Origin of the sequence: Corallococcus sicarius (genome assembly GCF_003611735.1) — a bacterium.
Taxonomy (GTDB): Bacteria; Myxococcota; Myxococcia; order Myxococcales; family Myxococcaceae; genus Corallococcus; species Corallococcus sicarius.
The window spans coordinates 24,084-50,304 of sequence record NZ_RAWG01000007.1; the positions used below are offsets into that span (position 1 = coordinate 24,084).

The following is a 26,221-nucleotide window of genomic DNA, read 5'->3' on the forward strand; positions in this document are numbered from 1 at the left end:
CCGCCAATGTCGAAATTCGATCAGATAGCCAGGGCGAAGACCGCCGAGTTGCTGCACGCGACGGAGCAAGCTCCGCGAACGCTGTACGAAATCCAGCAGCTCGCGGAGCTTGCGCGCCGCGCGGTCCGGGGCGAAGCGCCGCTCGAGGAGGTGGTCCGCCGGGTCATAGCGGCGTCCCATGATCGCGAGATGATCTTCGGCGCACCTCCCGGCTATCTGGCGGCGGGCGTGCTCGTAGGCGCCCCCGAGCCCCTCCGCACGCTCTTCTGGAGCACGGCGAGCCGCGAGTTGGACGCCAGGAGCCTCGCCACGCTGCGCTCGCAGTTCCGCGAGCCCGGCCCGCCGCCCACCCTCCTGGTGGATTCGGAGGAAGCAGGCGCTGGGGAACACGAGCAGTGGGCGGTGATGGTGTACGGCACCGCCGATGAAGCAACGGGGGTCTCGGCGGTACACCGTGTCGTGCCCGGCGCGAAGCTCGTGGATCACGAGGCCGGCTTCGAGCCAGCCCTCTGGATCTTCGAAATGCCAGCGGGGGCGGACGCCAACGTCGCGTTGAGCATCGCTTCGCAAGTCGCCCAGCAAACCGGAGCACCGGCGTCCTGCGACGTCCCCGCCGCGATGGGAGCGCTCGGCCCGGACATCGTCGCGTTCTGCCGGCCCGGTGGCGTGCCCGCGCTCGGCCGCGTGGAGGGTGAACCCATGGCGCCGGTCTTCACACCACTCGATTCGGCGTAACGGCGGGCGCGGCTGAAGTCCGGAGCCCAAAAAACAAAGGCCCTGGAGTCACCGGCTTGCACCGGAAACTCCAGGGCCTTCATTTTGGTCGGGGCGACAGGATTTGAACCTGCGACCACTTGCACCCCAAGCAAGTGCGCTACCAGGCTGCGCTACGCCCCGAAAACGGCCGTCGTGAAACGGTGCGCCCTTATGCCCTCGCCGGTTTCCTGGGTCAAGCGCGAGGTGAAGGGGACCGTGGGAAAACTCACTCCTCGCCTTCTTCCATTCCCTCGTCGAAGTCCTCGCCCCGGGCCTCGGCCGCATCCGCTGCGGCCTCCTCCTGGGCGTCGATCTCCGCGTGGTTCTCCGGCGGGGCCTCTCCGTTCAGCGCGCTCTTGAGCACCTGGCTCGGCCGGAAGGTCAGCACCCGGCGCGCGCTGATTTCAATCTCCTTGCCCGTCTGCGGATTGCGCCCCACGCGCGCCTTCTTCTGGCGCACCTGGAAGTTTCCGAACCCGGAGATCTTGATCTTGTCCCCGCGCTCCAGCGTCTCCTTCACGGTGTCGAACACGAGCTCGACGATCTCCGCCGACTCCTTCTTCGAGAAGCCGACCTTCTCGTAGACCCCCTCGATGATGTCCGCTTTCGTCATGCGAGCCCTCTGACACCCGTGCTGGCCGGTGAACGCGGGGCATGGTGTCAGCCTTCCCCGAATCCTGTCAACGTCCTGACTTCACTGAGGAATTCAGGCGCGCAGGGCGGCCCCCAGCCGCTGGTTCACCTCGGTGATGATGCGCTGGTGCGCCGTGGTGACCTCCACGTCGGTCAGCGTCCGCTCGGCCGACCGGTAGCTCAGCGCGTACGCCAGGTTCTTCTTCCCCTCGGGGATGGGCTTGCCCGTGTACACGTCGAACACCAACGCGTCCTCCACCAGCGGCGCCCCTACCTCCAGGATGACCCGGCGCACCTCCTCGTTGCGCAGTTCCACCGGCACCACCACCGCCAGGTCGCGCAGCACCGCCGGGTACTTCGGCAGCGCCTCTGCCTGCGGCACCAGCCGCGCCGCCGCGTACAGCGGGTCCGTGTCCAGCTCGAACACGAACACGCCCTCGGGCAGCCCCAGCGCCTTCGTCACCCGCGGGTGCACCTCGCCCACGTGCCCCAGCACCGTCCCGTCCGAAAGCGACACCTGCGCGCAGCTGCGCGGGTGGTACGCCGGCGGCTCGGCGGGCGCGAACGTCACGCCCTCCACGTGCAGCGCGTGCAGCAGCGCCTCCACCGCGCCCTTCGCGTCGTAGAAGTCCACGCGCGCGTCCTTCTGCGTCCAGCTCCTGCCTCCCCGGACACCCCACACCAGGCCCGCCACGCGCGGCACCTCGCGCGACGCCGGGCGCATCCCCTGCCCGCCCTCGGCGTCCCGGAAGTACGCCCGCCCCGTCTCGTACAGGCCCACCGACTCCACCTGGTGGCGCACGCTGCGCGACAGGTTCTCCAGCAGGCCCGGCAACAGGCTCGTGCGCATCACCGACTGCTCGACGCTCAGCGGGTTCATCAGCGCGATGGGCGCTTCCTTCCCACCCAGCACCTCCAGCGACTTCGGCGCGACGAACGAGTAGTTCACCACCTCGTTCAGCCCCACCCCGCCCAGCGAGTGACGGAGCCGACGCTCGGCCTCCATCTGCGGCGGCTCCGGCGCCAGCGTGTCCAGGCCGCGCGGCAACCGGGCCGGGATGTTGTCGTAGCCGAACACGCGGGCGACCTCCTCCATCAGGTCCTCCTCGCGCTCCACGTCCACGCGCGCCCGAGGCACCTCGAACGTCGTCTGGCCCGCGCCGTCCTCCACCGTCTTGAACCCGAGCGCCCCGAGGATGCGCCGGCACTCCGCCTCCGGCACCGCCACGCCCAGCACCTTCTCCACCCGCCCGTAGCGCAGCGTCACCCGACGCGGCGGCTTCGGCGCGGGCTGCACGTCCACCCGCCCCGGCGCCACCGTGCCGCCCGACAGCTCCGCGATGAGCTGCGCGGCCCGGTCCAACGCCGGCAGCACCGCGTCCAGGTCCGCCCCGCGCTCGAAGCGGTGCGACGCCTCCGTGTGCAGCGCGTACCGCTTCGCCGTCCGGCGCACGCTGGAGCCCAGGAAGTGCGCGGACTCGATGACGATGCGCTTCGTCCCTTGCGTCACCTCGCTGTCCCCGCCGCCCATCACGCCCGCCAGCGCCTGCGCCCGCTCGCGGTCCGCGATGACCAGGTCGTCCGCGTCCAGCGTGCGTTCCTTGTCGTCCAGCGTGCGCAGCTTCTCGCCCGCCTTCGCGGTGCGCACGACGATCTCCTGGCCCGCCACCTTGTCCAGGTCGAACGCGTGCAGCGGCTGGCCGTACTCCAGGAGCACGAAGTTCGTGACGTCCACCACGTTGTTGATGGCGCGCACGCCGCACGCCTTCAGCCGGTCCTGCATCCACTGCGGCGACGGCTGGATGGTGACGCCCTCCACCACCCGCGCCGCGTAGCGCGGACACCGGTCCGCCGCGTCGATGCGCACCTTCACCAGCTCCGCCACCGCGCGGCCGGACTCAGCGGGCTTCGGCTCCGGCACCTTGAGCGCCGCGCCCGTCACCACGCCCACCTCGCGCGCCACGCCCAGGTGGCTGAGCGCGTCCGGCCGGTTCGGGGTGACGTTCACCTCCAGCACCGAGTCATCCAGCCCCAGCGCCTCCGCGATGGGCACGCCCAGCTTCGTGTCCGCGGGCAGGATGAGCAGACCCGCCGAGTCCTCGGTGATGCCCAGCTCCTTCGCCGAGCAGAGCATGCCGAAGCTGTCCACGCCCCGGAGCGCGGCCTGCTTGATCTCCATGCCGTTGGGCAGCTTCGCGCCCACCGTGGCCAGCGGCACCTTGTCGCCGACCTTGAAGTTCTTCGCGCCGCACACCACCTGGAACAGCGCGGAGCCGCCGATGTCCACCTGCGTGACGGACAGCTTGTCCGCGTTGGGGTGCTGCACCGACTCGCGGATCTGCGCCACCACCACGCCGCGCAGGCCCTCGCCGGGGCGCTCCACCCCTTCAATCTCCAGCCCCGCCGCGGTCAGCTTGCGCGCCAGCTCGTCCACCGACGGCGGCAGCGCCACGTAATCACCCAGCCACTTCACCGAAATCTTCACAGGTCCACCCTCTTGCCCATCCGGCTGGAATCAGAACTGCTCGAGGAAGCGCGCGTCGTTCTCGAACATCATCCGCAAGTCGTCGATGCCGTAGCGCAGCATGGCCAGGCGCTCCACGCCCATGCCGAACGCGTAGCCCGTCACCTCGTTCGGGTCGTAGCCCGCGGCGGTGAAGACGTTCGGGTGCACCATGCCGCTGCCCAGCACCTCCAGCCACCCCGTCTGCTTGCACACGCGGCAGCCCTTGCCACCGCACGACGCACAGGTGACGTCCACCTCCGCCGACGGCTCGGTGAAGGGGAAGAACGACGGACGGAAGCGCGTGCGCGTCTCCGAACCGAAGAAGGCCCGCACGAACGCGTCCAGCGTCCCCTTCAGCTCCGCGAAGCTCACGTCCTTGTCCACCAGCAGCCCCTCCACCTGGTGGAACATCGGCGTGTGCGTGATGTCCGAATCACGCCGGTACACCCGCCCCGGCATCACCGCGCGGATGGGCGGCTTGCGCGACAGCATGTGCCGCACCTGCACCGGCGACGTGTGCGTGCGAAGCAGGGACGGGCTGTCCGCCCGCTTCGCGTGCCCCAGCGTGGGCTCGTCCACGTAGAACGTGTCCTGCATGTCCCGCGCGGGGTGGTCCTTGGGCAGGTTCAGCGCCTCGAAGTTGAAGTAGTCGAGTTCAATCTCCGGCCCGACAGCCACTTCGAACCCCAGCCGCGCGAACGTGCGGACGATGTCCTCCATCGTGCGCGACACCGGGTGACGGCCTCCGGGCAGCATCGCGCGGCCCGGCAGCGTCACGTCCAGCTTCGGGCCCTTCAGCTGGGCCTCCATCGCCGCGTCCTCGGCCCGGCGCACGGCGTCTGACAGGAGCTGCTCCAGCTCCGCCTTGACGGTGTTGGCCACCTCGCCCAGCGCCCGCCGCTCGTCCGGGGGCAGCTTGCCCATGCCGCCCAGGATGGCGGACAGCTCGCCCTTCTTGCCCAGGTAGCGGATGCGCAGCGCCTCCACCTGCGAGGGCTCCGACACGCCCGCGATCTCCTGGCGCGCCGCGTCCGCCAACGCCTGCAACCGGTCTCGCATGGTCCTCTTTCCGCCTTCCATTCACACCCCGGCCGCCTTCAAGGCACCGGGCAAAAAAAAGGGCCGCCCCCTACTGGAGGCAGCCCGTTTGGCTTCAGGGGGCCGGCTTCAAAAGCCGGCCGTGTCTCAGGCTGCCTTCGCGATTTTGGCGACGGCGGCAAAGCCCGCGGGGTCCGCGATGGCCATGTCGGACAGGACCTTGCGATCCAGGCCGATCTTCGCCTTCGACAGACCGGCGATCAGCTTCGAGTACGACAGACCCACTGTGCGAGCCGCCGCGTTGATGCGGACGATCCACAGCGAGCGGAAGTTGCGCTTGCGCACCGCGCGGTCGCGGGTGGCGTAGTCCAGGGCGCGCTCGACGGCCTGGTTGGCGCGCTTGTAGCAATTCTTGCGGCGGCCGCGGAAACCCTTGGCCAGCTTGAGAATGCGATTACGACGACGACGAGCCTTGAATCCCTTTTTGACGCGCATGACACACTCCTGACTTCTTGAAGGTGACCCTGGGGTGCCGGCATCACGCCGCTCCGCCAGGACTCACGGATGGTCCAAGCCCGAGGAAAAACTCAGGCCCCGTAGGGGAACAGCTCCTTGATGACCTTCTTCGCGTCCATGTCGCGCAGGTGACCGGTGCCCCGGTTACCGCGCTTCTGCTTGGGCGACTTGGAGAAGGTAAACAGGTGCTTGCTGAAGGCCTTGCCAAACTTCACCTGGCCGCTCTTCTTCACCTGGAAGCGCTTCTTCGCGCCACTGCGGGTCTTCAACTTGGGCATGGTCCCAATCCTTCCTTCTGCTTCCTGTCGGCACGGCAGCCATCGCGGCTGACGGCGGTCGCGAAACACGGTTCGCGACGCTTTGGCGGAAGCCTCTATCACTCTTTCGGGGCGATGGGGGTAGCGTTTCCTACAGGCACCGCCGAAACCACCGCCGCCCCCCACACTATTTTCACCTACATCTACCTACCCAAACTCAGGGCAGCGCGGCTTCCTTGGCCAGGAGCGCCTCGAAGTCGGCGAGCTTCATCGACTTGAGGTCCTCGCCGCCGTAGCGACGGGGGGACACGGCGCCGGCTTCGACCTCGTTGTCACCCACCACGAGGGTGAACGGGATCTTCTGGAGCTGCGCCTCGCGGATCTTCGCGTTGAGCGTGATGCCGCGCTCGTCCAGCTCCACCCGGTAGCCCTTGGCGCGCAGCTCGTCGCGCACCTTGCGGGCGTACTCCACCTGGCGGTCCGCCACGTACACCAGCGTCGCCTGCACCGGGGCGAGCCACGCCGGGAACGCGCCGGCGAAGTGCTCGATGAGGATGGCGGTGAAGCGCTCGAAGGAGCCGAAGATGGCGCGGTGGAGGACCACCGGGCGGTGCTCGGCGTTGTCTTCGCCCACGTACGTCAGGTCGAAGCGCTCCGGGGCCAGGTAGTCCAGCTGCATGGTGCCCAGCTGCCAGCGGCGCCCGATGCTGTCGGACACCGCGAAGTCGATCTTCGGGCCGTAGAAGGCGCCGTCGCCCGGGGCCAGCTCGTACTCGAGGTTCAGCGACTCCAGCGCCGCCTTGAGCCCCTCCTCCGCGCGATCCCAGAGGGAGTCATCCCCCAGGCGCTCCGCGGGGCGCGTGGACAGCTTCACCGCGTAGGTGAGGCCCACCGCCTTGTAGACGCGATCCAACAGCTTCACGAAGCGCCGCACCTCGTCGGTGATCTGGCTCTCCATGCAGTAGATGTGCGCGTCGTCCTGGGCGAACTGGCGCACGCGGGTGAGGCCACCCAGCGAGCCCGCGGCCTCGTTGCGGTGCAGCACGTCCTGCGTGTGCAGGCGCAGGGGCAGGTCGCGGTAGCTGTGCTTCTTGAAGCCGTAGTACAGGTGGTGCGACGGGCAGTTCATCGGCTTGAGCGAGAAGTCGTGTTCGCCGGACTCGTTGTCGAGCACCAGGAACATGTTCTCCTTGTACTTGCCCCAGTGGCCGCTGGTCTCCCACAGCCCCTTGTTGAACATCAGGGGCGTCTTGATCTCCACGTAGCCGTCACCGGCCGTGAGCCCGCGCATCCAGTCCGACAGCGTCTGGTACATCGCGGTGCCCTTGGGCGTCCAGAAGGCCGCGCCGGGGGCGTACGGGTGGAAGTGGAAGAGGTCCAGCTCCTTGCCCAGCTTGCGGTGGTCGCGCTTGCGGGCCTCTTCAATGCGCGTGAGGTACGCGTCCAGCGCCTTCTTGTCGAAGAAGGCCGTGCCGTAGACGCGCTGGAGCATCGGGTTGCGGTGGTCACCGCGCCAGTACGCGCCGCTGGAGGAGAGGATCTTGATGACGCCGATCTTCCCGGTGCTGGGCGCGTGGGGCCCCAGGCAGAAGTCCACCCAGTCGCCGTGGGTGTAGAGCGTGAGCGTCTTGGCGCCCTTGGCGGCGATGTCGCGGACGATCTCCACCTTGAACTTCTCGCCCTTCTCCTCGAAGAGACGCACCGCGTCCTCCATGGAGACTTCGGTGCGCACGAAGGGCATGTCCTGCTTGAGTTCGGCGTTGGCGGCCGCTTCGATCTTCTCCAGCTCCTCCGGCGTGAAGGGCTTCTCGCGGAAGAAGTCGTAGTAGAAGCCCTCCTCCGTCGCGGGACCGATGGTCACCTGCGTGCCGGGGAACAGGCGCTGCACGGCGCTGGCGACGACGTGCGCGGCGTCGTGGCGGATGAGGTCCAGGCCTTCGGGGCTCTTGGGCGTGAAGATCTGCAGCTTCGCGTCCTCGTCGAGCGTGCGCGTCAGGTCGACGTCCTGGCCGTTCACCCGCGCGAACAGGGCCGCCTTCGCGAGCCCCACGCCGATGCTGCCCTTCACGAAGTCCAGGATGGTCGTGCCCCGGGCGGTCTGCTTCTGACTGCCGTCGGGGAGCGTCACCGTGATGGATTCGGACATGGCTTGAAAACCCCTGCGCTGGAAAAGCCACGGGCGGCAGGCTTTTTGAAAAGCCGGCCGCCCGCGAGATGGAACGCTTACTGTGATGGGTCGTAGTGGGATCGAACCACTGACCCCTACCGTGTCAAGGTAGTGCTCTACCGCTGAGCTAACGACCCGTCGTGCGGATGGGCGCGGGGAATAACAGCGGGCTCCCACACCTGTCAAGGAAACACGAACGAGGGGGCCTTCTCTTCCCGACGTTCGTCACCCCCACCTACCCCGCTTCCTCCAACAACGCCCGGATGCGTTTCATCACCGCATCGAACATGGCGGGGGTCAGCCTCCCCGTCTGGGTGTTCTGCTGGCTGACGTGGTAGCTGCCCACGAGCCATCGGCCGTCCGGCAGCCGGAACTCCGCCCCGTGGCCGAACGCGGGCCGGGGGGCAGGCAGGACGTTGCCCACCCGCACCGCTGAGGCCAGCGCGGCGTTCCACCCGATGGCGCCCAGGGCGAGCAGCACCCGGCCCGGCAAGAGCGCCATCTCCCGGTCGAGGAAGGGCGCGCACCGGGCCAACTCCTCCGGCAGGGGCTTGTTGTCTGGCGGCGCACACCGGGCGGCGGCGACGATGAAGGCGTCCTTCAACTGGAGCCCATCGTCCCGGCGCTCGCTGTGGGGCTGGGAGGCGAAGCCCGCCCGGTGGAGGCCTGCGAAGAGGAAGTCGCCGGAGCGGTCCCCCGTGAACATCCGCCCCGTCCGATTGGCCCCGTGCGCGGCGGGCGCGAGCCCCACGATGATCAGCCGGGCCTTGGGGTCGCCGAAGCCGGGCACGGGCTTCCCCCAGTAGTCCCAGTCGCGGTAGGCCCGGCGCTTCACCCGGGCGACTTCTTCCCGCCATTCCACGAGCCGGGGGCAGGCCCGGCACACGACAATCTCCCGGTGCAGGGCTTCCAGCTTCGTCACGGCGCGCGGGCTCCCCCCTTGTAGAGGTCGGTGCGGCGGTAGCGCTGGATGACCACGCTGAGGACGACCTTGAGGATGGCGCTGGCCGGGACCGCCAGGATGATGCCCACGAAGCCGAACAGCTCCCCGAACGCGAGCACGGCGAGGATGACCGCCACCGGCGCCAGGCCCACCTTCTCACCCACGACGCGCGGGGTGATGACGAAGCCTTCCAGGAGCTGCCCCACGACGAAGGTCGTCACCACCACCGCGAGCTGCCACGGCCCCTGCCACGACAGCAGCACGCCCAGGAGCGCGAGCACCACGCCGATGCCCGTGCCCAGGTAGGGCACCATGTTGCCGAAGCCCGCGATGAGGCCAATGGCGATGGCCAGGTCGATGCGCGCCAGGGACAGCCCTACCGCGTAGATGACCGACAGGATGGCGCCCACGGTGAGCTGGCCCTGCACGAAGGCGGACAGCACCTCGTCCACCTCGCGGAAGCGCTGGGTCAACAGCCCCGCCGAGCGGCGCGGCAGCAGGTCCTGGATGCTTCCCATGAGGCGCGGGTAGTCCTGCAGGAAGAAGAACGCCAGCACCGGCACCACCGACAGGCCCAGCAGCGTGGTGGCGAAGCGCGCGGTGTTGCCGGCGAAGCTCGCCACCAGCCGCGCCGCCGTGGGGCCCGCGCTCTGGAGCAGCTCGGAGGCCTTCTCGCCCAGCTCCGCGGTGCGCTGGCTCACGAGCTCCGGCAGCGACACGCCCAGGAGCGACTCCACCTGCGGAACCACCTGGGTGCTGGCGCGCTGGAAGAAGCCGGGCAGCTTCGCCGCCTCGTCGCGGAACACCGGCACCAGGTACAGGCCCGCGCCCACCATCAGCAGCGTGCCCGCGAAGAACAGCACGGACGTGCCCAGCGTGCGGTCCAGGCCGCGCTTCTCCAGCAGCGTCACCAGGGGGTTGAACGCGTACGCGCCCGTCAGCGCCAGCAGCACCGGCACCGCCACCCCGCCGAACACGGACAGCAGCGCGAATACCAGCGCCAGCGAGCCCACCATCAGGCCGGACCACACGAAGTCCACCCGGCGGGCCTCCGCCTCGTCCAGGGCCCCGGGGTCACCGGCCGGTGGCACGGGCTCCGGGTTCACCACATGCAGCACCGGGAACACATCCGGGGACGCGGCGGGTTCCGGGGCCTTCACCGCGCGCTCACTGCCTCTCTTGCGACGTCCGATGACCGCCTCCTGTCCCCGCGCATCCTACGGCGTCTTGGGGTCCTGATTGCGCTGGACGAACTTGCCGAAGGCGTCGCCCGCCACCTTGCGGTCCAGGTCGCCGACCTGCGGCCGGCCGAGCTCCGCGTCCACCACGACCTGATCGTTCGCCTGGAGCTGGATGAACTTCTCCGTCCACTGCTCCAGCGTCACCTCGTGGGGTCCCGGCACCTCGGTGCGCTCGCCGGGTTTCGCCTTCTTCGCCTCGCCGGGCTTCACCGGCAGCCGCGCCGTCACCTGCACGTTGCCCTCCGACACCTGCACCAGCGTGCGCGGCGAGAGGGCGCCCATCACCTTGGGAGCGGCGGCGTCCACCCGGAAGCGCGTGCCCCGGACGCCCGCGACCGCGCGGTCCGTCTCCACCTCGAACTTCGCCTGGGAGCCCGCGAGCGCCTTCTTCACGCTCGCCCAGACCTTGCCCAGGCCCAGCTTCGCCACGAAGCCCTTGCGATCCTGGCCCTCGAAGTCCGCCTCGCTGATGAACAGCCGGCTGCCCTCGCCCACCATCAGCACGCTGCCGTCGTTGAGGGTCAGCTTGAGGTTGGACTTCGGACCGACCTCCAGCGTGTCCTTCACCTCCACGTCCGCGCCCACCGCCAGCGGCTGAGCCACACCGCCCTCGGGCAGGCGCGTCGCGGTGCCCTCCAGCACGTCCACCCGGCCAATGGCCCCGAACGCCAGCCCTGGCAACAGGCCCGCGAGGAGCACCGCCCACGTCGTGCGCTGTCGCTTCACGGAGCACCTCCGCCCGCCTCGGGCACGACGGGGCGAAGCTTGACCTTCAGCGTCACCCGCGCCCCGCTGGGCTCGTAGTAGGTCGTGTAGGGCCAGTACCCGCGCTTCTTGACCTCGACCTGGTGGAAACCCGCCTCGCCCAGGCGCAGGCTGCGGGACACGCCGGAGAAGTCGCTGCATGTGCCCTGCTGCACGCCGTCCAGCAGTACCTCGGCGTCCGCGGGTTCACACCGCATCACCAGGTCGCCGCGATTGCTCTCCGCGGAGGCCATCAGCTCGCGGGCCCGGGCCATCGTCGCGGGCTGATCCGCGTCCTGCTTCGCCGCACAGGCGCCCAGCAGCGCCGACGCCAGCGCGAGCACCGCTGCACACCGGAGTCGCATCACGGCGCCACGGTCAGCTCGACGGTGTTCGCCGTCACGCCCGTCACCAACACCTTGCGCTTCTGGAACGTCTTGCCCCCGAGCTGCCCGGCAAGCTCATCCGTGCCGCCCAGGAACGTGAGGTCGAAGCGCGTCGCCTCCTTGCCGAAGGTCGCCTTGCCGGGCTCGCCCTTGAGGCCCGTGAGCGACTCCGCCAGCACCTTGCGGAACGCCTGCACCGCCGCGTAGTCCTTCAGGCCCAGCACGGTCATCGACACGCGGTTGCCGTCCTGCTGCGAGGCGCGCACGTACTCGATGACGGGGGCCCGGACCTCGGTGACGATGCGCTGGCCGCGCCGACGGGCGATCTCATACGCGGTCCGGTCGTAGGAGATGACCGCCTTCGACGGCCCGCCCAGGTCGTCCGGCCCGGACGCGAACTTCCCCGCCACCTTCGCGAGCTGGCTGCCGTTGTCCGTCGCGAACACCGCGAGGTCGTACTCGCCGGACACGGAGAAGACGAGCTGACGGCCCTGCGCGTCCACCTCCGGGATGATGCCGTTGACCGTGGGCGGCTGCTGCCGGAACACCACCGTGCCGTAGAGGATGTAGTCCGCGCGGCTCAGGTCGCCAATCTCCTTGGCCTCCGTGGCCGACAGCGCCACGCCCGGCAGGAGCCGCACCTTGCCCGCGGCGAAGTGCGGGTCGATGATCGTCCACTGGTCCTGCTTGAAGGCCTCCGTCAGCACCGTGGCGAACAGGCCGCCGTTCGTGACGACGCCCTTCGGATCCACCGTCTGCTCCTGCGTCAGGATGACGAGCTTCGGGCTGCCCAGCCGGCGGATCAGCGCCTGCACCGCCTGGAGATCCTTGTCGAGCTGCTCCGTGCCCACCTCCGCGCGCACGGTCACCTTCGCGACGTCGGCCAGCACCTCGCGGCCCAGCACGTCGTAGCGGCGCACGTAGCCGGCGCTGTTCGTGAAGACGCGGTCGCTGATCAACTGGCTGTTCGCGGTGAGCGTGTCCGCGGAGACCATTACCCCGGCCACCTGCTCCACCGCCTCGCGCAGCGCGGCGGCCTTCGCCTCGTTGAACGCCTTGTCCACGTTGCCGCCCACGATGGCGGCCTCGCCCGAGGCCTCCTTCACCACCACACCGGGAGGCAGCGCGGGCTTGGGCGCGGCGGCCAGCGCCGTGGTCGCGAGGAACACGCAGAGCGCGGAGAGCTTCAGGGGCATGGTCGTTCCTCGGACCTTGGCGCTACTGCGTGACGATGGCGACCCGACCCTCGGCCAGGAAGCGCGTGTTCGCCTCGGTGAGCGCGCGAGCACCTTCCGCGTTCAGGACCAGGTCGGAGCCCTGCAGCTGCGCGGCCTTCACCACCAGCGGCTTGTCGCCCACCAGCGCGGCCTTCCGGGCAGCGTCCAGGCTCTCGTACCAGGCCGCCACGCCCGTCGCTCCGCGCGCCTCGTCCGTGAGCACCGTCGCGGCGTAGAGCGCCTTGCCGGCCGCGTCCACCAGTCGGGGCGCGAGCACCGGCTTCAGGCCCAGGCCGCGCGCGTCCACCACGAGGCCGGTGTACTTCTTCGCGCCCTCGGCATTGAGCACGATGGCCGCGTCCTGCGCGGGGATCAGCGCCGCGGAGAGCGCCGCGAGCGGCACCTCCACGTCCAGCTCCACGCCGCTGTCGGAGAAGTAGCGCTTGGCCACGACCTTGTAGCCGCGGATGGCACCCTCGACGCGGCCCTTCACCTCGTCGCGCGCCCACTCGTCGCCCACGGTGCGGCCCGCGCTCACCTGGATGCCCTTGGCCTGCTCCAGCAGGTTGCGGAACGCGTCCAGCTTCGCGGCGCGCTCGGCGCCCAGGCGGGCCTGTGCGGGGTTGGCGGCCTTGAGGTCCGGCGCACCGGAGCCCGTGGCGCGCAGGACCTGGCCTTCCCAGTTGATGCCCGGCGCGGTGGTGGCGCGCGGGGCTTCCACGGCAGCGGGTGTGGCGGGTGCGGCGCCCTTCGCGTCCTTGCCCTGGCCCAGCGCCGTCAGCGGCACGACCAGCAACAATCCCCACAGCGAACGCGTCACGGAGCACTCCTCCCGCGGTCGCCGTGGATCCGGCGAGCGCACAGGAAAACGTCTCCGGTCATTCAAGGGGGCCACTCCGCGCGAAGTCAAGGCGACCCGGGGGATGGGCCGATGTCGCTCGCGCTCACTGCGAACCGCCGGTGGCACCGCGTAATCGCGGTGGCACACGCGCGGGGTAACACCTCGCGTCAGTTCTCGTTCGCGTGACGGTCGACGTAGGCGTCGATCATCTTGCGGTGCCGCTCGGTGAGGAGCGTGAAGCGCACGCCCGACTGCTCGCGGCGGCCCAACTCCTTCCACTCGCGTACGACTTCACCCTCGGCGTAGATGATCTCCTCGGAGCCGGGGAGCTGGAACTGGAGGCCCACGCGACGCGCGTCGTTCTGGGGCTCGATGAGGCGGGACAGGCTCACGCCTTCCTGGCTGATGTCCGCAGCGCGGGTCATGTACGGCACGCCGCCCATGTACTTGTTGAGGTAGATGTCCAGGGGCGCCCGATTGGCCTTCCGCTTCTCGCTCATTGGCTCATGACCTCCAGCAGGTGCAACAGGCCGCTTCGGGGGTGAAGCGACCTGAAGGCACAGTACGGTCAGTCGTCATGCGCGCAAGAAAACGACGCCCGGCCACCGCGATAGGCGGGCCTGCAGGCGCCGCGTTTTTCCGCTCGCTGGATTCTTCGCATTGGCCTGTGCGTGCGAAGGATGATCGGCAGCGGATGAGGCACCCTATAGTCGCCCCATGTTCGTGAAAGGCGGAAGCATGCGTATGCAGTGGATGGCGGCCCTGGTGATCGCGCTCGGTGTCCCGGGCTTCGCCCAGGCCCAGGCCCCGACCAAGAACTCCAAGCCGGCCGCCGCGCCCGAGGCCGCCGCGAAGGCGCCCCCCGCGGAGCTCAAGTCAGAGGATCAGAAGCTGATCTATTCGCTCGGGTTGTCGCTGGGCCAGAACGTCACGGCGCTCGCCCTGACGCCCGAGGAGATCCAGCTCCTCCAGCGCGGCATCCAGGACGCGCTCTCCGGCACGCCGCCCATGGACCCCAAGGAGCTCACCCCGAAGCTCCAGGTCCTGGCCCGCTCGCGCCAGGCCCAGGTCAACGTCGCCACCCTGGACCGCGCATCCAAGGAGGCCGGCGCCACGCGGCTGCCCTCCGGCGTCATCTACCGCGAGCTCAAGGCCGGCACCGGCAAGGTCCCCCGCGCCTCCGACACCGTGAAGGTGCACTACCGGGGCACGCTCGTGGACGGCTCGGAGTTCGACAGCTCCTACTCGCGCGGCATGCCGGCGGAGTTCCCGCTCAACGGCGTCATCCCCTGCTGGACCCAGGGCGTGCAGAAGATGAAGGTCGGCGCCAAGGCGAAGCTCACCTGCCCCGCCAGCACCGCCTACGGCGAGCGGCCGCCCACCGGCTCGCGCATCCCGCCCAACGCCGTGCTCCAGTTCGACGTGGAGCTGGTGGACGTGCCCGGCAACACCGCCGTCAGCCCGTAGGCCCGGAGGCGACAACGGGGGCCCGCGCAACACGGGCCCCCGCAGCGAACGTCACAGCACCGACGAGCGCACCGACCGACCGTCGAAGGGCGGGTCGGCCATGATGGCCTGGGCCATCCGATCCGCGAAGGAGCGCCCCTCCTTCGCGAAGGAGGCGGTCTCCTCGTCGTTCAGGAGCACGCGCACCTCGAACTGGACGATGCCGCCCACCAGGACCTCGATGGACAGCGCCCCGTCCCTGCCGCGCAGCACGCGGTACAGGAGCGGGCTCTGGAGCACCACCTCTTCATCGCTCATGGGATCTCCGCCACCTGCGCATCCGCCACCGGGGCATTGATGACCATCACCTCCGGCACGCCGCCGGACGTGTAGCCGCCGAACTTGAAGCAGTCCTTCTCATCGGGCGTGGTGCACTTCCACACGCCCGGATCCGCCTCCACCGGCAGCCGCGTGCAGACCTTCTGCGCCCCCAGGTCCAGCGTCATCATCCGCAGCGGACCCTCGAAGTTCGCCGCCGGCAGGCCCAGCTCATGCCCCAGCACCGCGGGGTCGTGCTTGCCGTCCGGCGTCTTCGCCTTCTCCACCGCGCCCTGGATCCTGGCCGCCGGCGCCGCGAAGAGGTAGCAGGCCACGTCGTTGCAGCGGCCGAAGTTCTTCGCGCCCGTCTGCACCACGAACTTCTGGTACGCGCTGTCCGTCATCAGCCACGACACCTTGCGGTCAGCGAAGTTCTTCTCCACGTGCTGATCAATCCCGTAGGGGCTCGCCAGCGCGTCCGCCTCCTTCGAGATGCCCTTCTGCGTGTCGTCACAGTTCTCCACCAGCGACGCGGCCGGAGGAGGCGTCGGCTTCGTCCCACCCCTCATCGAGGCACAGCCGACCACGGTGGACAACGAGCCCAACAGCAATGCGCGGAAAACAGGATTCACGGTCATTCCTCCAGTAGACGTCAAAGAAGAAATGCCCGGATATCACAGCGCCTTGGCGGTGGCCTTCAACAAAGACTCCGCGCTGACGGGCGCCCCGGTGGCGTGGCGCATCCATTCGTCCGGCGTGACGGAGCCGAAGGTGGCCATGCGCTCGAATTCCGCGCCCAGCGGCCCGTGCTGCTTCAGGTGCTCTTCAATCTGGAACGCGATGAGGTGCCCGAGCGGGTAGTCCGGCAGGTACAGCGGGTAGCTGATCATGTGGCTGTAGATGCCGAGCAGCGGGCTGTCCTTCCGCCCCAGCACCGGCGCGTAGTACTGGTTCCACACGTCGCGCGACACCTGGCCCACCGCCTCGCGGAGCTGCTCGGGCGTGGCGTCCGGGTGCTCGTACATCCAGTGCCACGTGGCCATGTCCACCAGGGCCACGCCGGCGATCTCCCACGACTGCCAGAAGTCATTGAGCACGCGCTCGCGCTCGCTGGCCGCGTCAGGCTGGCCCAGGCCCAGCAGCTCCAGGTCGCGCGCCTGGAAGACGAAGGCCAGGGCCTCCGTGAACGCGTTGTTGGGGACGCCGGACAGGAGCGTGTGGTCCACCTGGTACAGGCTGAAGACCTGCTCCACGTTGTGCCCCAGCTCGTGCACCGCGATGTTGTAGCCCTTGTAGTCCATGCCCCCCTTCTCCACGCGCGTGCGCAGGCGGGGGAAGTCGCCCCGGCGCAGCGCCTGCTGGGCATGGCCCGCGCCCCGGGACGCGTCCACGCGGATGTACGAGGCGAGCGTGTCCGCCTTCTCCTTCGTGAAGCCCAGGCCCTGGAGGATGCGGGGGATGTCGCGCGCGAACGCGTCCGCCGTGGGGTAGCGCTTGCGCGTGAGGGCATCCAGCTGCGCCTCCGGCACCTTCGCGCCCGGACGGAAGCCGGGGTACCAGAGGTCCTGCGGCTCCAGTGGGCGGCCCAGCCGGGACTCGATGAGCTTCGCCACGCGCGGCACCAGCGGCGACGCGAGCAGCTCCGTCAAGAGCGCGCGCACCCGCTCCTCCGGCAGGCCCCGGTCCAATTCGAAGCTGCGCGCGATGCGCGTGGGGGCCACGGGCGAGTACGGATCCGCGCGCCGCGACGCCTGGAAGGTCGCGAGCAGCCGCGCGTAGCGCGTGTCCGGCTCCGGCGCGACGTCCGCCTTCACGCTGGAGCCAGACTCGCGCTCCGGCGCGTTCGGCTCCACCGACTCCGGCGGGGCCACCGTCACGGCGTTGGTGAACGGATCCCAGTCCACGCGCGGGTTGTTGATGACGGCGGCGGGGAGGGTCTGCGTGACGATGCGCTCCATCACCTGGACGATCATCCGCTGCTTCGCCAGCCCCTTCGCGTCGGTGTAGTCCGCCTTCAATTCGTCGCGCAGGTTCCAGTGGCTGATGAGCCGCAGGCCCTGCGGGAACAGGCGCTGGCCCTTCGCGTCCACCAGGTGGTGCATCCAGATGTTGTATTCGGCGATGTAGAGGTTCGCGTCCGCGATGGCGCGCGACACCTGCTGCTCCACCTCCGCGGGCACGCGCCGGTTGAAGCGCGACGCGAGCTTCGCCTCCGCCCACTGCCGCCGCGTCCACGTCGGGCCCGCCTTCGCGCGCTCGGCCAGCGTGGTGAGCGGGAAGTTGAGCAGCACGACGAAGCCCGGCTTCGCCTGGAACAGGTCCGACGTGACGTTGGAGGACGGGTCATACGCCGCGAGCAGCGACTCCACCGGCAGCAGCGGCCCCAGGTCCAGGTCCGTGAACCACTGGAGCTCCCGCCCCAGCTCGTTCATGTGACCGTCCAGCTGTTCGAACAGGCGCTCCAGGCGCCCGAACGTCGCGTCCAGCTGCGGGCCCCCGGGCAGGAACTGCTCGCGCGCGAAGGCCGCCAGGTCCCCGTCCTCCGGGCGCCACAGCGCGGCCACCTGCTCCACGCCGCGCTCGATGCGGGCCTTCTGGGACTCGCCGTGCTTCGCCACCAGCTCCAACTTCAGCGCGGCCAGGGCCTCCTTGGACACCTGCGCGGAAGGAGCGGCACTGACGCGGGCGGCCGAGGCAGCGGGCGCGGTGGGCGTGGAGGCGGTGGCGCAGCCGAGGCCGGCCACGAGCGGGAGGAGGCGCAGGCGCGAGAAGCGCGACGGACGGGCGGGCATGGGGGCTCCGGAAAATACAGAAGGCCCGACCCCGGAAAGGATCGGACCTTCTGGTGAATCACGTAGTCGTCAGGATGACGACGACGGGCTCAGATGGGGCGAACGTTCTGCGCCTGCAGGCCCTTGGGGCCCTTGGCGACGTCGAACTCCACCTTCTGGCCTTCGGCCAGCGAGCGGAAGCCGTCCGCCTGGATGGACGTGTGGTGGCAGAAGAGATCCTCGCCGCCGCCGTCCTGCGTGATGAAACCGAAGCCCTTCGCATCGTTGAACCACTTCACGGTACCGGTAGCCATAAGCCTGTTCTTCTTTCCATCGCGGACAGGAAAAGTCGCCGTCCGGCCCTACAGAGAGTCAACCCTACAAGACGGGCGCACAGTAGGCCCGTGCTCCGGGAGATGTCCACCCCCCTCTTTACCTTCCGTCACACTTTGTACCCTTGTCGGTAGGGCGGACGTGCGGCCGGAAACACAAAAGGCCCGACCCTGGAATGGATCGGACCTTCTGGCGAATCAAGAAGTCGTCAGGGTGACGACAGGTGTTCAGACGCCGCGAACGTTCTGCGCCTGCAGGCCCTTGGGGCCCTTGGTGACTTCGAACTCCACCTTCTGGCCCTCGGCCAGCGAGCGGAAGCCGTCCATGTTGATGGCGGTGTGGTGGCAGAACACGTCCTCGCCCCCGCCGTCCTGGGTGATGAAGCCGAAGCCCTTCGCATCGTTGAACCACTTCACGGTACCGGTCGCCATTGCCTTGTTCTTCTTTCCATCGCGGACAGGAAGAGTCGCCGTCCGGTCCCACAGAGAGGTTCGTCCCTACAAGACGGGCGGAAGCCTAGACGCCCCTCGCTGAACCTGTCTACTCCCCGGCCAGGCTACCAACCGCACTTCTGGCCCTTGTTCTGCTCCTGCAGCCAACGACGCAGCGGGGCGAAGTACTCGAGCATCGGCGTGGCATCCATCTGCTTGCCGCCCGTCATCGCGGCCATGGCCTCCGGCCACGGCTTGCTCGCGCCCAGCTCCAGCATCGCCTGGAGCCGCTGGCCCGCCGCCTTGTTGCCGTAGATGGAGCACTCGTTGAGCGGGCCCTTGATGCCGGCCGCCTCGCACAGCGACTTGTGGAACTGGAACTGGAGGATGCGCGCGAGGAAGTAGCGCGTGTACGGGACGTTGGCCGGCACGTGGTACTTGGCGCCCGCGTCGAAGTCCTGCTCCGTGCGGGCCACCGGCGCGCCGACGCCCTGGTACTTCTGGCGCAGCTCCCACCAGCTCTTGTTGTAGTCCGAAGGCTTCACCTTGCCGCTGAAGACGTCCCAGCGCCACTGGTCCACGAGCAGGCCGAAGGGCAGGAAGGCCACCTTCTCCAGCGCGTCCTTGAGCTGGAGGTTGATGACGTTCTTCTCGTTCTTCTCCACCGCGCTCAAGAGGCCCGCCTGCTGCAGGTAGCCCGGGGTGATGGAGAGCGTGAGCGCGTCGCCAATGGCCTCGTGGAAGCCGTCGTTGGCGCCGGCCTGAAAGAGGACGGGGAGCTTGTAGTAGTACGTGTAGTAGTAGTTGTGGCCCAGCTCGTGGTGGATGGTGACCAGGTCCTCCTCGGTGGGCTTGATGCACATCTTGATGCGCAGGTCGTTCTCGTACGTCACGTCCCACGCGGACGCGTGGCAGACGACGTCGCGGTCCTTCGGCTTGGTGAACTGCGAGCGCTCCCAGAAGGTCTGCGGCAGCGGCTTGAGGCCCAGCGAGGTGAAGAACTTCTCCCCCAGCTTCACCATCTTCTGCGGGTCATGGCCCTGCTTCACCAGCGTGGCGCCGACGTCCAGGTTGGCCTGGCCGGGGAACGGCTCCACCAGCGGGTAGATGTTGTTCCACTCCTGCGCCCACATGTTGCCCAAGAGGTGCGCGGGGATGGGCTTGCCAGCGGGGACCTTCGCCTCGCCGTACTGCTTCGCGAGCCGGCCGCGCACGTAGCAGTGCAGCTCGTCGTACATGGGCTTCACCTGGCCCCAGAGCCGCTGCGCCTCCTGCTCGAACTCCGCGGGCGGCATGTCGTACGACGAGCGCCAGAGCGTGCCCAGGTCGTTGAAGCCGATGTCCTTCGCGCCCGCGTTGGAGAGGTTGACCAGCTGCGAGTACAGCGGCCGCATGGGGCGGCTGATGGAGTGCCAGCCCTGCCACGCGTCGAGCAGCGCGTCCGCGTCACGGCTCTCCGCCATCACGTCGGACAGCTCCTCCAGGTCGCGGCACTTCCCCTTGCCGTCCTTGCCGCAGTACTTGCCCTTGCCATAGATGCCCTCGAGCTTCGCGGCGGTGGAGGCCAGCTCCGCGCGCTGCGTGGCGTTGGCCGGGGCGGGCAGCGTCTGGGAGACGCGCAAGAGGTGCAGCATGCGCGCGGTGTCCGCGTCCAGCTTCAGCCCGTCGAAGCGGCGCGACTCCTTGATGGCGCCGTTGACGTAGGCCATCACCTCTTCGTTGATGGACGCGGCGTTCCGCTCCGTGTCGTCGGTGATGTACGTGCTCTTGATCCACTCGGCGGTGGCCTGCCGGGTCCAGAGCTTCTTCAGGTCCGCGTTCAGCTTCGCGGCGAACTGCTTCGCCTCCGCGGGGGTGGCCTTGGCGGCGGGAGCAGGGGTGGCCGGAGCAGGCGTGGCCTTGGCGGGCGTCGCTTGCGCGCCCGCGGTGGTGGCCGCGAGCGACAGGGCGGCGAGGGCCGCGCGCATCAGGGGCTGCAGGAAGGGGGTGCGGGTCATGGGCGCGGACACTATGGGAAGTGCCCCGCGCTCGCACCCGCGAAGTCAGGGGGTCCGCGCGCCCTGCTCCCTGGGTGAACGGCGGGGCCCCGCGTTCTGACGCAGCGCAAAAACGGTTCCACCACGGCAGCGTGTTCACCGGGTGCGAGCCGAACGGGATGAGCGACGAGCCGATGCGGAAGACCTGGATGCCGTGGGCCTCGTTGAAGCGCAGCAGCTGCTCCAGCTCCTCCCATGCCCGAAAGGTCGCCCCGTCCGGGTGCGATGCCCGGCGTCTCGGTCCATTCCCAGCGGGCTGAACGGAGGGCAGGCGGCCACGACAGCCGCTCCCTGCCGCGCAGCTACAGGGAGTCACAGTTTTCAACCATGCTGCTGGGACACACCAGGGACCCGCTTTGGCCCGTGCCGGAGGCGGCTTTGACGGAGGCGCGGGCGTTCCTGGAGGGGTGCCGGGGCCGACCCGTCCTCGTCGTGCCGCACCCGGACGTGGATGGACTCGCCTCCGGGGTGCTGATGCTGCGCGCGCTCCAGTCGCTGGGATCCCGCCCGACGGCACGGCTGCCAGGCAAGGGGGAGGACCTGCACACCCCGTCCTTCCTGGAGCGGCTGGGCACGTTCCCGGCGGAGGCGCTGGTGGTGCTCAACACGGGCAGCCGCGGCGGAGGGCCGCTGCTCAAGGGCGTCCCCACGCTCGTCGTGGAGCGCGGCGACCGTTTCGCATCCGACGGGTATCCACCTGAAGCGAGGGTCCTGACGACGCGCGGCCACGAGCCCGTCGCCAACACCAGCCTGCTTACGTACGTCCTGACGTCCCCCTTCATCGTGCCCGGTCCGCTGGAGTGGCTGGCCGTGTTGGGAACGGTGGCGGCCCTGGGGGTGGATGCGCCGATGCCCTACCTCAAGGACGCGCTGCGGCGGGCGAAGCGCACGGCGACGCTGGAGGCGGTGTCGCTGCTGAACGCGGCGTGTCGCTCCCACCGTGTCGCGACCCCGCTGGCGATGCAGGTGTTGCTGCGGGCGGGCAGCGCGTCGGACATCCTCGAAAGCCGCGTGCTGGGCGTGGATGCGCTGCGCGACTGTCGCCTGGAGGTCCAACGCGAGGTCGCCCGGTGCGCGAAGACGCCGCCGCGCTTCGCGGGCAACCGCGTGCTCCTGATGTTCAGCTCCGAGGCGCAGGTGCATCCGCTGGTCGCGGTGCGCTGGTCGCAGCGCATGCCGGACCACGTCGTCATCGTCGCCAACACGGGCTACCAGCCGGACCGCGTGGACTTCACGCTGAGGAGCCGCGCGCCCATGGACCTGGGCGGCCTGATGCGGAGCGGTGAACCGGCGTCCCAGGAAGAGGTCTGCGAGGACGGCTCGTCGCGCCATGTCACGGGCGGCAGCCTGCCTCCCGCGGACTTCCTCCGACTGCTCGAAGGCATGGGCTTCCGGGGGCTGAGCGGCCTCGACGTGGAGCGGCGCGGCGTCGCACCGGGATGACGGGGAGATGATTGCGATATGACGCGGCGGATGCTTCGCGCCCTCCCCGCCCTCCTCCTCTCGCTGTGCCTCGCCTGCGGTTCGACGTCCGAGGATCCACCCACTCCCGGTGGCGAGCACTGCGCGCGGTTCGCGTTCACGCTGTCGGACGATTCGACAGCCAGCCACGTGAGTTCGTGCAGCAGCACCGCCTGCGGCAACGGCGAGAACCCGCCCAACTCCGGGCCGCACTGCAACACCTGGCTGTCGTGCCGCGGCTACACCACGGAGCAGCCGCGCTGCGCGTGGCTGCACAACCTGGAGCACGGGCACGCGGTGTTCCTCTACAACTGCCCGGAGGAAGGCGGCTGCCCGGACGAGGTCGCGAAGCTGGAGGCCGTGCGAGCCCAGGCCACCCCGACGAGCAACGGCATCCCCCGCGCCCTCGTCGCCCCGGACGCGCAGCTTCCCAAGCGCTTCGCCGCGCTGCTGTGGCGTCGCACGTACCTGATGGACACCGTGGATCCGGAAGCGCTCGAGTGCCTGCTCGCGCTCCAGGACAAGGACGCGCCCGAGCCGAACCTGGGCTGCCTTCCCTGAGCATGACGGGGGCTCGCGCCATGGCCCGGTGAGCTGCCGGCCAGGGGGGCGAAGCTGTCGAAGCCGGAAGGCATTGAGGAGGCGAAGCGTACTAGCGCCTCCATGACCAACCCCATTCGACGCGCCCTCGCGGCGCTGCTGACGCTGACGTGCCTTGGGGCGATGTCAGCCCACGCCGCGGGTGTGCAGGGCCCCGTGCCCCCCGTCTTCCAGAACCGCTTGATGGTGGGCCTCTTCGAGGAGGCCGGCCAGAACTGGATGCGTGACAGCGACGTCCCCTGGGATGCGCGCTACCGCTACTTCACCAAGGGCTGGGCGGACAACTGGGGCTACGGCGCCCGCGATGGCAGCTGGGCCGCCAGCTTCTTCACCGAGACGAAGGCGCAGGGCTATGTCCCCGTCGTCACCTACTACCAGCTCTTCGGAGAGCCCGGCGGCGGCGAGCAGGAGACGCTGGCGAAGCTGAAGAACGCCAGCACCATGCGCTCCTACTTCGAGGACGTGAAGCTGCTCCTCCAGCGCGCGAAGACCTACGGCGGTCCCGTCGTCGTGCACGTAGAGCCGGACGCCGTCGGCTTCCTCCAGTTCCAGACGGCCTCCAACCCCGGTGCGTACGCGGCGATCGCCGCCTCGGGGATGCCGGAGCTCGCGGGCCTGCCCAACACCGTGGCCGGCTGGAGCCTGGCGTTCCTCCAGCTGCGCAAGGCCGTGGGCGCGAACAACGTCGTGCTCGGCCTGCACATCTCCGCGTGGGCCAGCGGCAAGGACCTCGTCTACAACTCCCTCACGGATCCGCTCCAGCCGGAGGTCGACAAGGTCGTCAACTTCCTCAAGCCGATGGGGCTCGCCGCCAACGTGACGGGCTCCACCTACGACGTGCTCTTTGGCGACCCGTTGGATCGCGACGCGGACTTCTACCGGCTCACGCGCGGCGAGGACCACCTCTGGAGCATGAGCGACACGGCGTCCATCACGTCCAAGTCGTTCAACCGCTACGCGGAGTGGCTGCGCCTCTTCAACCAGACCTCCGGCAAGCGCTGGGTGCTGTGGCAGATCCCCCTGGGCAACTCCAACCACCTCAACATCAACAACGCGGGGGGCGCGCGCCAGGGCTACAAGGACAACCGCACCGAGTACTTCTTCGGCGCGGTCGGTGACCTGCACCGGCGCAAGTTCGCCAACGTGGGCGTGGTCGCCCTGCTGTTCGGCGCGGGCGCGGGTGGACAGAGCTCCTACCAGAACGACCTCGCCACCGACGGGCAGCCGTACCTGAAGCAGCGCGCGAAGACGTTCCTCCAGGTCGGTGGGCTGGCACTGCCCGCGATTGGCACCACGCTGCCGCTCCCGGGCAGCGGTTCGTCCGACGGTGGCACGTCCCCTGTCGACGCGGGCACCCCGCCGGTGGATGGCGGCACCGACGGCGGCGTGGACGGTGGCACGCGTCCGGATGGTGGAGTGGACGGTGGAGTGGACGGAGGCACGCGTCCTGACGCAGGCACCGGCACGTCTGACGCGGGCACTCCCACGGATCCGTCGAAGTACGGCTTCGAGTCCGGCACGCAGGGCTTTGTCGCGGGCGGCGCCGCGGTATCCGCCGTCAGCACCAGCACCACCCGGGCCTATGCGGGCACCCGTTCGCTGGCCGTGCCCTTCAACGGAACGTCCGGCGGCGGCACCGTGGCGGTGGCCAACGCGGCCGTGGGCTCCGGCAGGACGGTGACGTTCCGGCTGTGGCTCCCCACCGGGAGCAACATCACCGGCGTGCAGCCCTACGCCCTGGAAGGCGCGGCCTCCAACTGGCGCTGGACGGGCAACTGGGTGGCCGTGGGCAGCCTCAAGGCCGGGGCGTGGAACGCCATCACCGTGACGCTGCCCTCCGGGTCCACCACGCCGCTGTATCAACTGGGCCTGGAGTTCCAGACGGGCGGCACCTGGAAGGGGACGGCGTACCTCGACGCCGTCACCTGGTAGCCAAAGGAGCCCCGGTCCCGCGGGTGCGTGCAACCGCCCGCGGGACCGACATAGGGTAGCGCCGCCTTGAGCGCCCTGCCCCTTCCGACCCCCGCCTCCCGCGAGCGCGTCCGCGCCATCGACTGGCTGCGCGGACTCTCCGTCCTCTTCATGATCCAGTGCCACGCGCTCGCGCTGCTCACCCCCGAGCTGCGCAAGAGCGTGTGGACCGGCTGGCTGTTGCGGCTGGACGGGCTGGTGGCCCCGGCGTTCATCTTCTCCGCCGGCTTCGCCCTCTCCCTGCTGATGGTGCGCAGCGCCGCTGCGGGCGTGCTGGGTGACCGCGTGCGCCGCAACCTGCGCCGCATCGCGGAGGTGTTCGCGGTCGCCGCGCTCGTCAACGCGGCCTGGTTCCCGGTGCTGCGCGAGCCCGTGTGGCTGCTGCGCCTGGACATCCTCCACTGCGTGGGCCTGTGCCTGCTGCTCACCCTGCCCCTGGCCGCACTGCTGGCCGCGCGCCCGCGCGCCCTCGCGGCCACGGCGTTCGTGCTGGCCATGGTTGCGTTCGCCATCGCCCCCCTCTTCGACAACGCCGGGGAGCCCTGGGCGTCGTTCCTGCGCAAGTCCTCCTGGGCCACCTTCCCCCTGGTGCCCTGGGTGGGCTTCGCGTGGCTGGGCGCCTTCGCGGGCACCATCGCGGGCGCGTGGGGCCGCGCGGGACTGGCGCGGGCCCTGGCCTTCCTCATCGCGCTGGGGCTCGTCGGCTCGCTGACGCCCCACTTCCTGGCCAGCCTCTACCCCCCGCACCGCTTCTTCGTCACCAACCCGTCCAACTCCGCCACCCGGTTCATGTGGGTCTGCGCGGTGCTGCTCGTGATGCTCCAGGTGGAGGGGCGGATGGCGCCGGACGCGCAGCCCTCGCGCGCACGCCGCTTCCTGGAGGTGTTCGGGACCGCGTCGCTGTCCGCGTACTTCTTCCACGAGATGCTGCTGTTCTACCGGCTGGGAGGCGTCTTCTCGTTCCAGCGCGTCTGGGGCGACTCCAGCGGGTGGCTCCAGTACGCGGGGCTCGTGGTGCTGCTCATCGCGTGCACGTTCGTGCTGTGCGTCGCGGTGGATCCGGTGGAGCGCGCGCTCAAGCAGGGCTTCGCGCGCGCCCGCCAGCTCGCGCTCAGTGGCCCGTGGATGCGGCCTGCTCGAAGGCGCGGATGACGTCCGGCGGGGCCTGCACCAACTCAATCAGCACGCCCTCGCCGCTCAGCGGGAACTGATCACTCGCCTTCGGGTGGATGAAGCACACGTCGAAGCCCGCCGCGCCCTTGCGGATGCCGCCGGGGGTGAAGCGCATCCCCTGCCCCTCCAGCCACTTCACGGCCGTGGCCAGGTCATCCACCCACAGGCCCACGTGGTTGAGCGCCGGGTCGTGCACCTTCGGGCGGCCGTCCGGGTTGACGGGCTGCATCAGGTCCACCTCCACCTTGAAGGGGCCCGCGCCCGCGATGACGATGTCCTCGTCCACGTTCTCACGTTCGCTGCGGTAGGTGCCGTGGGCCTGAAGGCCCAGCGTGTCCACCCACAGCCTGCGCAGCGCGCCCTTGTCCAGCCCTCCGACGGCGATCTGCTGGATGCCCAGAATCCGGAACGGTCGTGTCGTCTCCATGGGCGGGCA

At 69.5% G+C, this 26,221-nt stretch carries 26 protein-coding genes and 2 tRNA genes; 6 read left to right on the forward strand and 22 right to left on the reverse strand.

Going from position 1 to position 26,221, the window contains the following annotated elements:
- Nucleotides 1–6 precede the first annotated feature (6 nt).
- Nucleotides 7–735, forward strand: coding sequence for a hypothetical protein (locus tag D7X12_RS02060; RefSeq protein ID WP_120623586.1), 729 nt, complete (start codon nucleotides 7–9; stop codon nucleotides 733–735).
- Between the two features lie 85 nt (nucleotides 736–820).
- Here the strand turns inward: D7X12_RS02060 and D7X12_RS02065 are convergent.
- The 15 genes from D7X12_RS02065 to D7X12_RS02135 form a co-directional block, all read right to left on the reverse strand.
- Nucleotides 821–897 (reverse strand) — tRNA-Pro (locus D7X12_RS02065).
- A gap of 85 nt (nucleotides 898–982) precedes the next feature.
- Complete coding sequence (locus D7X12_RS02070) at nucleotides 983–1,369, reverse strand: integration host factor subunit alpha (protein ID WP_120613048.1); 387 nt, start codon at nucleotides 1,367–1,369, stop codon at nucleotides 983–985.
- Nucleotides 1,370–1,462: 93 nt separating this feature from the next.
- Nucleotides 1,463–3,874, reverse strand: a complete 2,412-nt coding sequence (pheT, locus tag D7X12_RS02075) for a phenylalanine--tRNA ligase subunit beta (protein WP_120623587.1) — start codon at nucleotides 3,872–3,874, stop codon at nucleotides 1,463–1,465.
- A 30-nt stretch (nucleotides 3,875–3,904) separates the two neighbouring features.
- The gene (pheS, locus tag D7X12_RS02080; RefSeq protein WP_120623588.1) at nucleotides 3,905–4,954 is read right to left on the reverse strand and encodes a phenylalanine--tRNA ligase subunit alpha; all 1,050 of its coding nucleotides are present in this window, start codon (nucleotides 4,952–4,954) and stop codon (nucleotides 3,905–3,907) included.
- A 126-nt stretch (nucleotides 4,955–5,080) separates the two neighbouring features.
- Nucleotides 5,081–5,428 (reverse strand): 50S ribosomal protein L20, encoded by a 348-nt coding sequence (rplT, locus tag D7X12_RS02085; protein ID WP_120623589.1) that lies wholly within the window; start codon nucleotides 5,426–5,428, stop codon nucleotides 5,081–5,083.
- A gap of 92 nt (nucleotides 5,429–5,520) precedes the next feature.
- The gene (gene rpmI / locus D7X12_RS02090) at nucleotides 5,521–5,727 is read right to left on the reverse strand and encodes a 50S ribosomal protein L35 (RefSeq protein ID WP_120543405.1); all 207 of its coding nucleotides are present in this window, start codon (nucleotides 5,725–5,727) and stop codon (nucleotides 5,521–5,523) included.
- Nucleotides 5,728–5,923: 196 nt separating this feature from the next.
- A complete protein-coding gene (gene thrS, locus D7X12_RS02095) occupies nucleotides 5,924–7,852 on the reverse strand; it encodes a threonine--tRNA ligase (protein ID WP_120623590.1) in 1,929 nt (642 codons plus the stop codon).
- Between the two features lie 86 nt (nucleotides 7,853–7,938).
- Nucleotides 7,939–8,010: transfer RNA gene (locus D7X12_RS02100), tRNA-Val, on the reverse strand.
- A gap of 98 nt (nucleotides 8,011–8,108) precedes the next feature.
- A complete protein-coding gene (locus tag D7X12_RS02105; RefSeq protein ID WP_120623591.1) occupies nucleotides 8,109–8,795 on the reverse strand; it encodes a uracil-DNA glycosylase in 687 nt (228 codons plus the stop codon).
- On the reverse strand, nucleotides 8,792–9,943 hold the full coding sequence (locus D7X12_RS02110; RefSeq protein WP_439329341.1) for an AI-2E family transporter: 1,152 nt from the start codon (nucleotides 9,941–9,943) through the stop codon (nucleotides 8,792–8,794). The genes D7X12_RS02105 and D7X12_RS02110 overlap by 4 nt, the downstream gene beginning before the upstream one ends.
- A 90-nt stretch (nucleotides 9,944–10,033) precedes the next feature.
- Nucleotides 10,034–10,783 (reverse strand): FecR family protein, encoded by a 750-nt coding sequence (locus tag D7X12_RS02115; RefSeq protein WP_158619926.1) that lies wholly within the window; start codon nucleotides 10,781–10,783, stop codon nucleotides 10,034–10,036.
- Nucleotides 10,780–11,166, reverse strand: coding sequence for a PEGA domain-containing protein (locus D7X12_RS02120; RefSeq protein ID WP_120623594.1), 387 nt, complete (start codon nucleotides 11,164–11,166; stop codon nucleotides 10,780–10,782). The genes D7X12_RS02115 and D7X12_RS02120 overlap by 4 nt, the downstream gene beginning before the upstream one ends.
- Complete coding sequence (locus D7X12_RS02125; protein WP_120623595.1) at nucleotides 11,166–12,383, reverse strand: hypothetical protein; 1,218 nt, start codon at nucleotides 12,381–12,383, stop codon at nucleotides 11,166–11,168. The genes D7X12_RS02120 and D7X12_RS02125 overlap by 1 nt, the downstream gene beginning before the upstream one ends.
- A 22-nt stretch (nucleotides 12,384–12,405) precedes the next feature.
- Nucleotides 12,406–13,224 (reverse strand): LPP20 family lipoprotein, encoded by an 819-nt coding sequence (locus tag D7X12_RS02130; RefSeq protein ID WP_120623596.1) that lies wholly within the window; start codon nucleotides 13,222–13,224, stop codon nucleotides 12,406–12,408.
- A 188-nt stretch (nucleotides 13,225–13,412) separates the two neighbouring features.
- On the reverse strand, nucleotides 13,413–13,745 hold the full coding sequence (locus D7X12_RS02135; protein ID WP_120610833.1) for a PilZ domain-containing protein: 333 nt from the start codon (nucleotides 13,743–13,745) through the stop codon (nucleotides 13,413–13,415).
- Nucleotides 13,746–13,983: 238 nt separating this feature from the next.
- Between D7X12_RS02135 and D7X12_RS02140 the strand changes: the two genes are divergently transcribed.
- A complete protein-coding gene (locus D7X12_RS02140) occupies nucleotides 13,984–14,712 on the forward strand; it encodes an FKBP-type peptidyl-prolyl cis-trans isomerase (RefSeq protein WP_120623624.1) in 729 nt (242 codons plus the stop codon).
- Nucleotides 14,713–14,763: 51 nt separating this feature from the next.
- Here D7X12_RS02140 and D7X12_RS02145 read toward each other — a convergent pair whose 3' ends face one another.
- From D7X12_RS02145 to D7X12_RS02170, 6 genes are all read right to left on the reverse strand, one after another.
- Complete coding sequence (locus D7X12_RS02145) at nucleotides 14,764–15,009, reverse strand: hypothetical protein (RefSeq protein WP_120623597.1); 246 nt, start codon at nucleotides 15,007–15,009, stop codon at nucleotides 14,764–14,766.
- Nucleotides 15,006–15,647, reverse strand: coding sequence for a hypothetical protein (locus tag D7X12_RS02150; protein ID WP_120623598.1), 642 nt, complete (start codon nucleotides 15,645–15,647; stop codon nucleotides 15,006–15,008). Before D7X12_RS02150 ends, D7X12_RS02145 begins: the two co-directional genes overlap by 4 nt.
- 36 nt (nucleotides 15,648–15,683) lie before the next feature.
- Nucleotides 15,684–17,801: a gluzincin family metallopeptidase gene (locus D7X12_RS02155; protein ID WP_120623599.1), complete on the reverse strand. Its 2,118-nt coding sequence runs from the start codon at nucleotides 17,799–17,801 to the stop codon at nucleotides 15,684–15,686.
- A gap of 89 nt (nucleotides 17,802–17,890) precedes the next feature.
- Nucleotides 17,891–18,094: a cold-shock protein gene (locus tag D7X12_RS02160; RefSeq protein WP_120610828.1), complete on the reverse strand. Its 204-nt coding sequence runs from the start codon at nucleotides 18,092–18,094 to the stop codon at nucleotides 17,891–17,893.
- 246 nt (nucleotides 18,095–18,340) lie between these two features.
- Complete coding sequence (locus tag D7X12_RS02165) at nucleotides 18,341–18,544, reverse strand: cold-shock protein (RefSeq protein WP_120610827.1); 204 nt, start codon at nucleotides 18,542–18,544, stop codon at nucleotides 18,341–18,343.
- A 125-nt stretch (nucleotides 18,545–18,669) separates the two neighbouring features.
- Nucleotides 18,670–20,541 (reverse strand): M2 family metallopeptidase, encoded by a 1,872-nt coding sequence (locus D7X12_RS02170; RefSeq protein ID WP_120623600.1) that lies wholly within the window; start codon nucleotides 20,539–20,541, stop codon nucleotides 18,670–18,672.
- A gap of 417 nt (nucleotides 20,542–20,958) precedes the next feature.
- Between D7X12_RS02170 and D7X12_RS02180 the strand changes: the two genes are divergently transcribed.
- The 4 genes from D7X12_RS02180 (at nucleotide 20,959) to D7X12_RS02195 (ending at nucleotide 25,764) form a co-directional block, all read left to right on the forward strand.
- Nucleotides 20,959–22,023, forward strand: coding sequence for a hypothetical protein (locus tag D7X12_RS02180; protein ID WP_244224299.1), 1,065 nt, complete (start codon nucleotides 20,959–20,961; stop codon nucleotides 22,021–22,023).
- Nucleotides 22,024–22,053: 30 nt separating this feature from the next.
- A complete protein-coding gene (locus D7X12_RS02185; RefSeq protein WP_244224300.1) occupies nucleotides 22,054–22,602 on the forward strand; it encodes a thioredoxin-like domain-containing protein in 549 nt (182 codons plus the stop codon).
- Between the two features lie 102 nt (nucleotides 22,603–22,704).
- The gene (locus D7X12_RS02190) at nucleotides 22,705–24,573 is read left to right on the forward strand and encodes a hypothetical protein (RefSeq protein ID WP_120623603.1); all 1,869 of its coding nucleotides are present in this window, start codon (nucleotides 22,705–22,707) and stop codon (nucleotides 24,571–24,573) included.
- A 66-nt stretch (nucleotides 24,574–24,639) separates the two neighbouring features.
- Nucleotides 24,640–25,764, forward strand: a complete 1,125-nt coding sequence (locus D7X12_RS02195) for a heparan-alpha-glucosaminide N-acetyltransferase domain-containing protein (RefSeq protein ID WP_120623604.1) — start codon at nucleotides 24,640–24,642, stop codon at nucleotides 25,762–25,764.
- Here D7X12_RS02195 and D7X12_RS02200 read toward each other — a convergent pair.
- Nucleotides 25,724–26,212, reverse strand: coding sequence for a VOC family protein (locus D7X12_RS02200; protein WP_120623605.1), 489 nt, complete (start codon nucleotides 26,210–26,212; stop codon nucleotides 25,724–25,726). The two genes, D7X12_RS02195 and D7X12_RS02200, sit on opposite strands and share 41 nt — an antisense overlap.
- Between the last annotated feature and the right edge of the window lie 9 nt (nucleotides 26,213–26,221).

Excerpts from the sequence above, each read along its gene's own strand:
- D7X12_RS02060 (WP_120623586.1), top strand. The coding sequence starts at position 7 with ATGTCGAAATTCGATCAGATAGCCAGGGCGAAGACCGCCGAGTTGCTG.
- rplT (WP_120623589.1), bottom strand. The coding sequence starts at position 5,428 with ATGCGCGTCAAAAAGGGATTCAAGGCTCGTCGTCGTCGTAATCGCATT.
- D7X12_RS02125 (WP_120623595.1), bottom strand. The coding sequence starts at position 12,383 with ATGCCCCTGAAGCTCTCCGCGCTCTGCGTGTTCCTCGCGACCACGGCG.
- D7X12_RS02185 (WP_244224300.1), top strand. The coding sequence starts at position 22,054 with ATGCTTCGCGCCCTCCCCGCCCTCCTCCTCTCGCTGTGCCTCGCCTGC.
- pheS (WP_120623588.1), bottom strand. The coding sequence starts at position 4,954 with ATGCGAGACCGGTTGCAGGCGTTGGCGGACGCGGCGCGCCAGGAGATC.
- D7X12_RS02170 (WP_120623600.1), bottom strand. The coding sequence starts at position 20,541 with ATGACCCGCACCCCCTTCCTGCAGCCCCTGATGCGCGCGGCCCTCGCC.
- D7X12_RS02140 (WP_120623624.1), top strand. The coding sequence starts at position 13,984 with ATGCGTATGCAGTGGATGGCGGCCCTGGTGATCGCGCTCGGTGTCCCG.
- D7X12_RS02165 (WP_120610827.1), bottom strand. The coding sequence starts at position 18,544 with ATGGCGACCGGTACCGTGAAGTGGTTCAACGATGCGAAGGGCTTCGGC.
- D7X12_RS02120 (WP_120623594.1), bottom strand. The coding sequence starts at position 11,166 with ATGCGACTCCGGTGTGCAGCGGTGCTCGCGCTGGCGTCGGCGCTGCTG.
- D7X12_RS02145 (WP_120623597.1), bottom strand. The coding sequence starts at position 15,009 with ATGAGCGATGAAGAGGTGGTGCTCCAGAGCCCGCTCCTGTACCGCGTG.
- D7X12_RS02160 (WP_120610828.1), bottom strand. The coding sequence starts at position 18,094 with ATGGCTACCGGTACCGTGAAGTGGTTCAACGATGCGAAGGGCTTCGGT.
- D7X12_RS02070 (WP_120613048.1), bottom strand. The coding sequence starts at position 1,369 with ATGACGAAAGCGGACATCATCGAGGGGGTCTACGAGAAGGTCGGCTTC.
- thrS (WP_120623590.1), bottom strand. The coding sequence starts at position 7,852 with ATGTCCGAATCCATCACGGTGACGCTCCCCGACGGCAGTCAGAAGCAG.
- D7X12_RS02135 (WP_120610833.1), bottom strand. The coding sequence starts at position 13,745 with ATGAGCGAGAAGCGGAAGGCCAATCGGGCGCCCCTGGACATCTACCTC.
- D7X12_RS02200 (WP_120623605.1), bottom strand. The coding sequence starts at position 26,212 with ATGGAGACGACACGACCGTTCCGGATTCTGGGCATCCAGCAGATCGCC.
- D7X12_RS02190 (WP_120623603.1), top strand. The coding sequence starts at position 22,705 with ATGACCAACCCCATTCGACGCGCCCTCGCGGCGCTGCTGACGCTGACG.
- D7X12_RS02155 (WP_120623599.1), bottom strand. The coding sequence starts at position 17,801 with ATGCCCGCCCGTCCGTCGCGCTTCTCGCGCCTGCGCCTCCTCCCGCTC.
- rpmI (WP_120543405.1), bottom strand. The coding sequence starts at position 5,727 with ATGCCCAAGTTGAAGACCCGCAGTGGCGCGAAGAAGCGCTTCCAGGTG.
- D7X12_RS02150 (WP_120623598.1), bottom strand. The coding sequence starts at position 15,647 with ATGACCGTGAATCCTGTTTTCCGCGCATTGCTGTTGGGCTCGTTGTCC.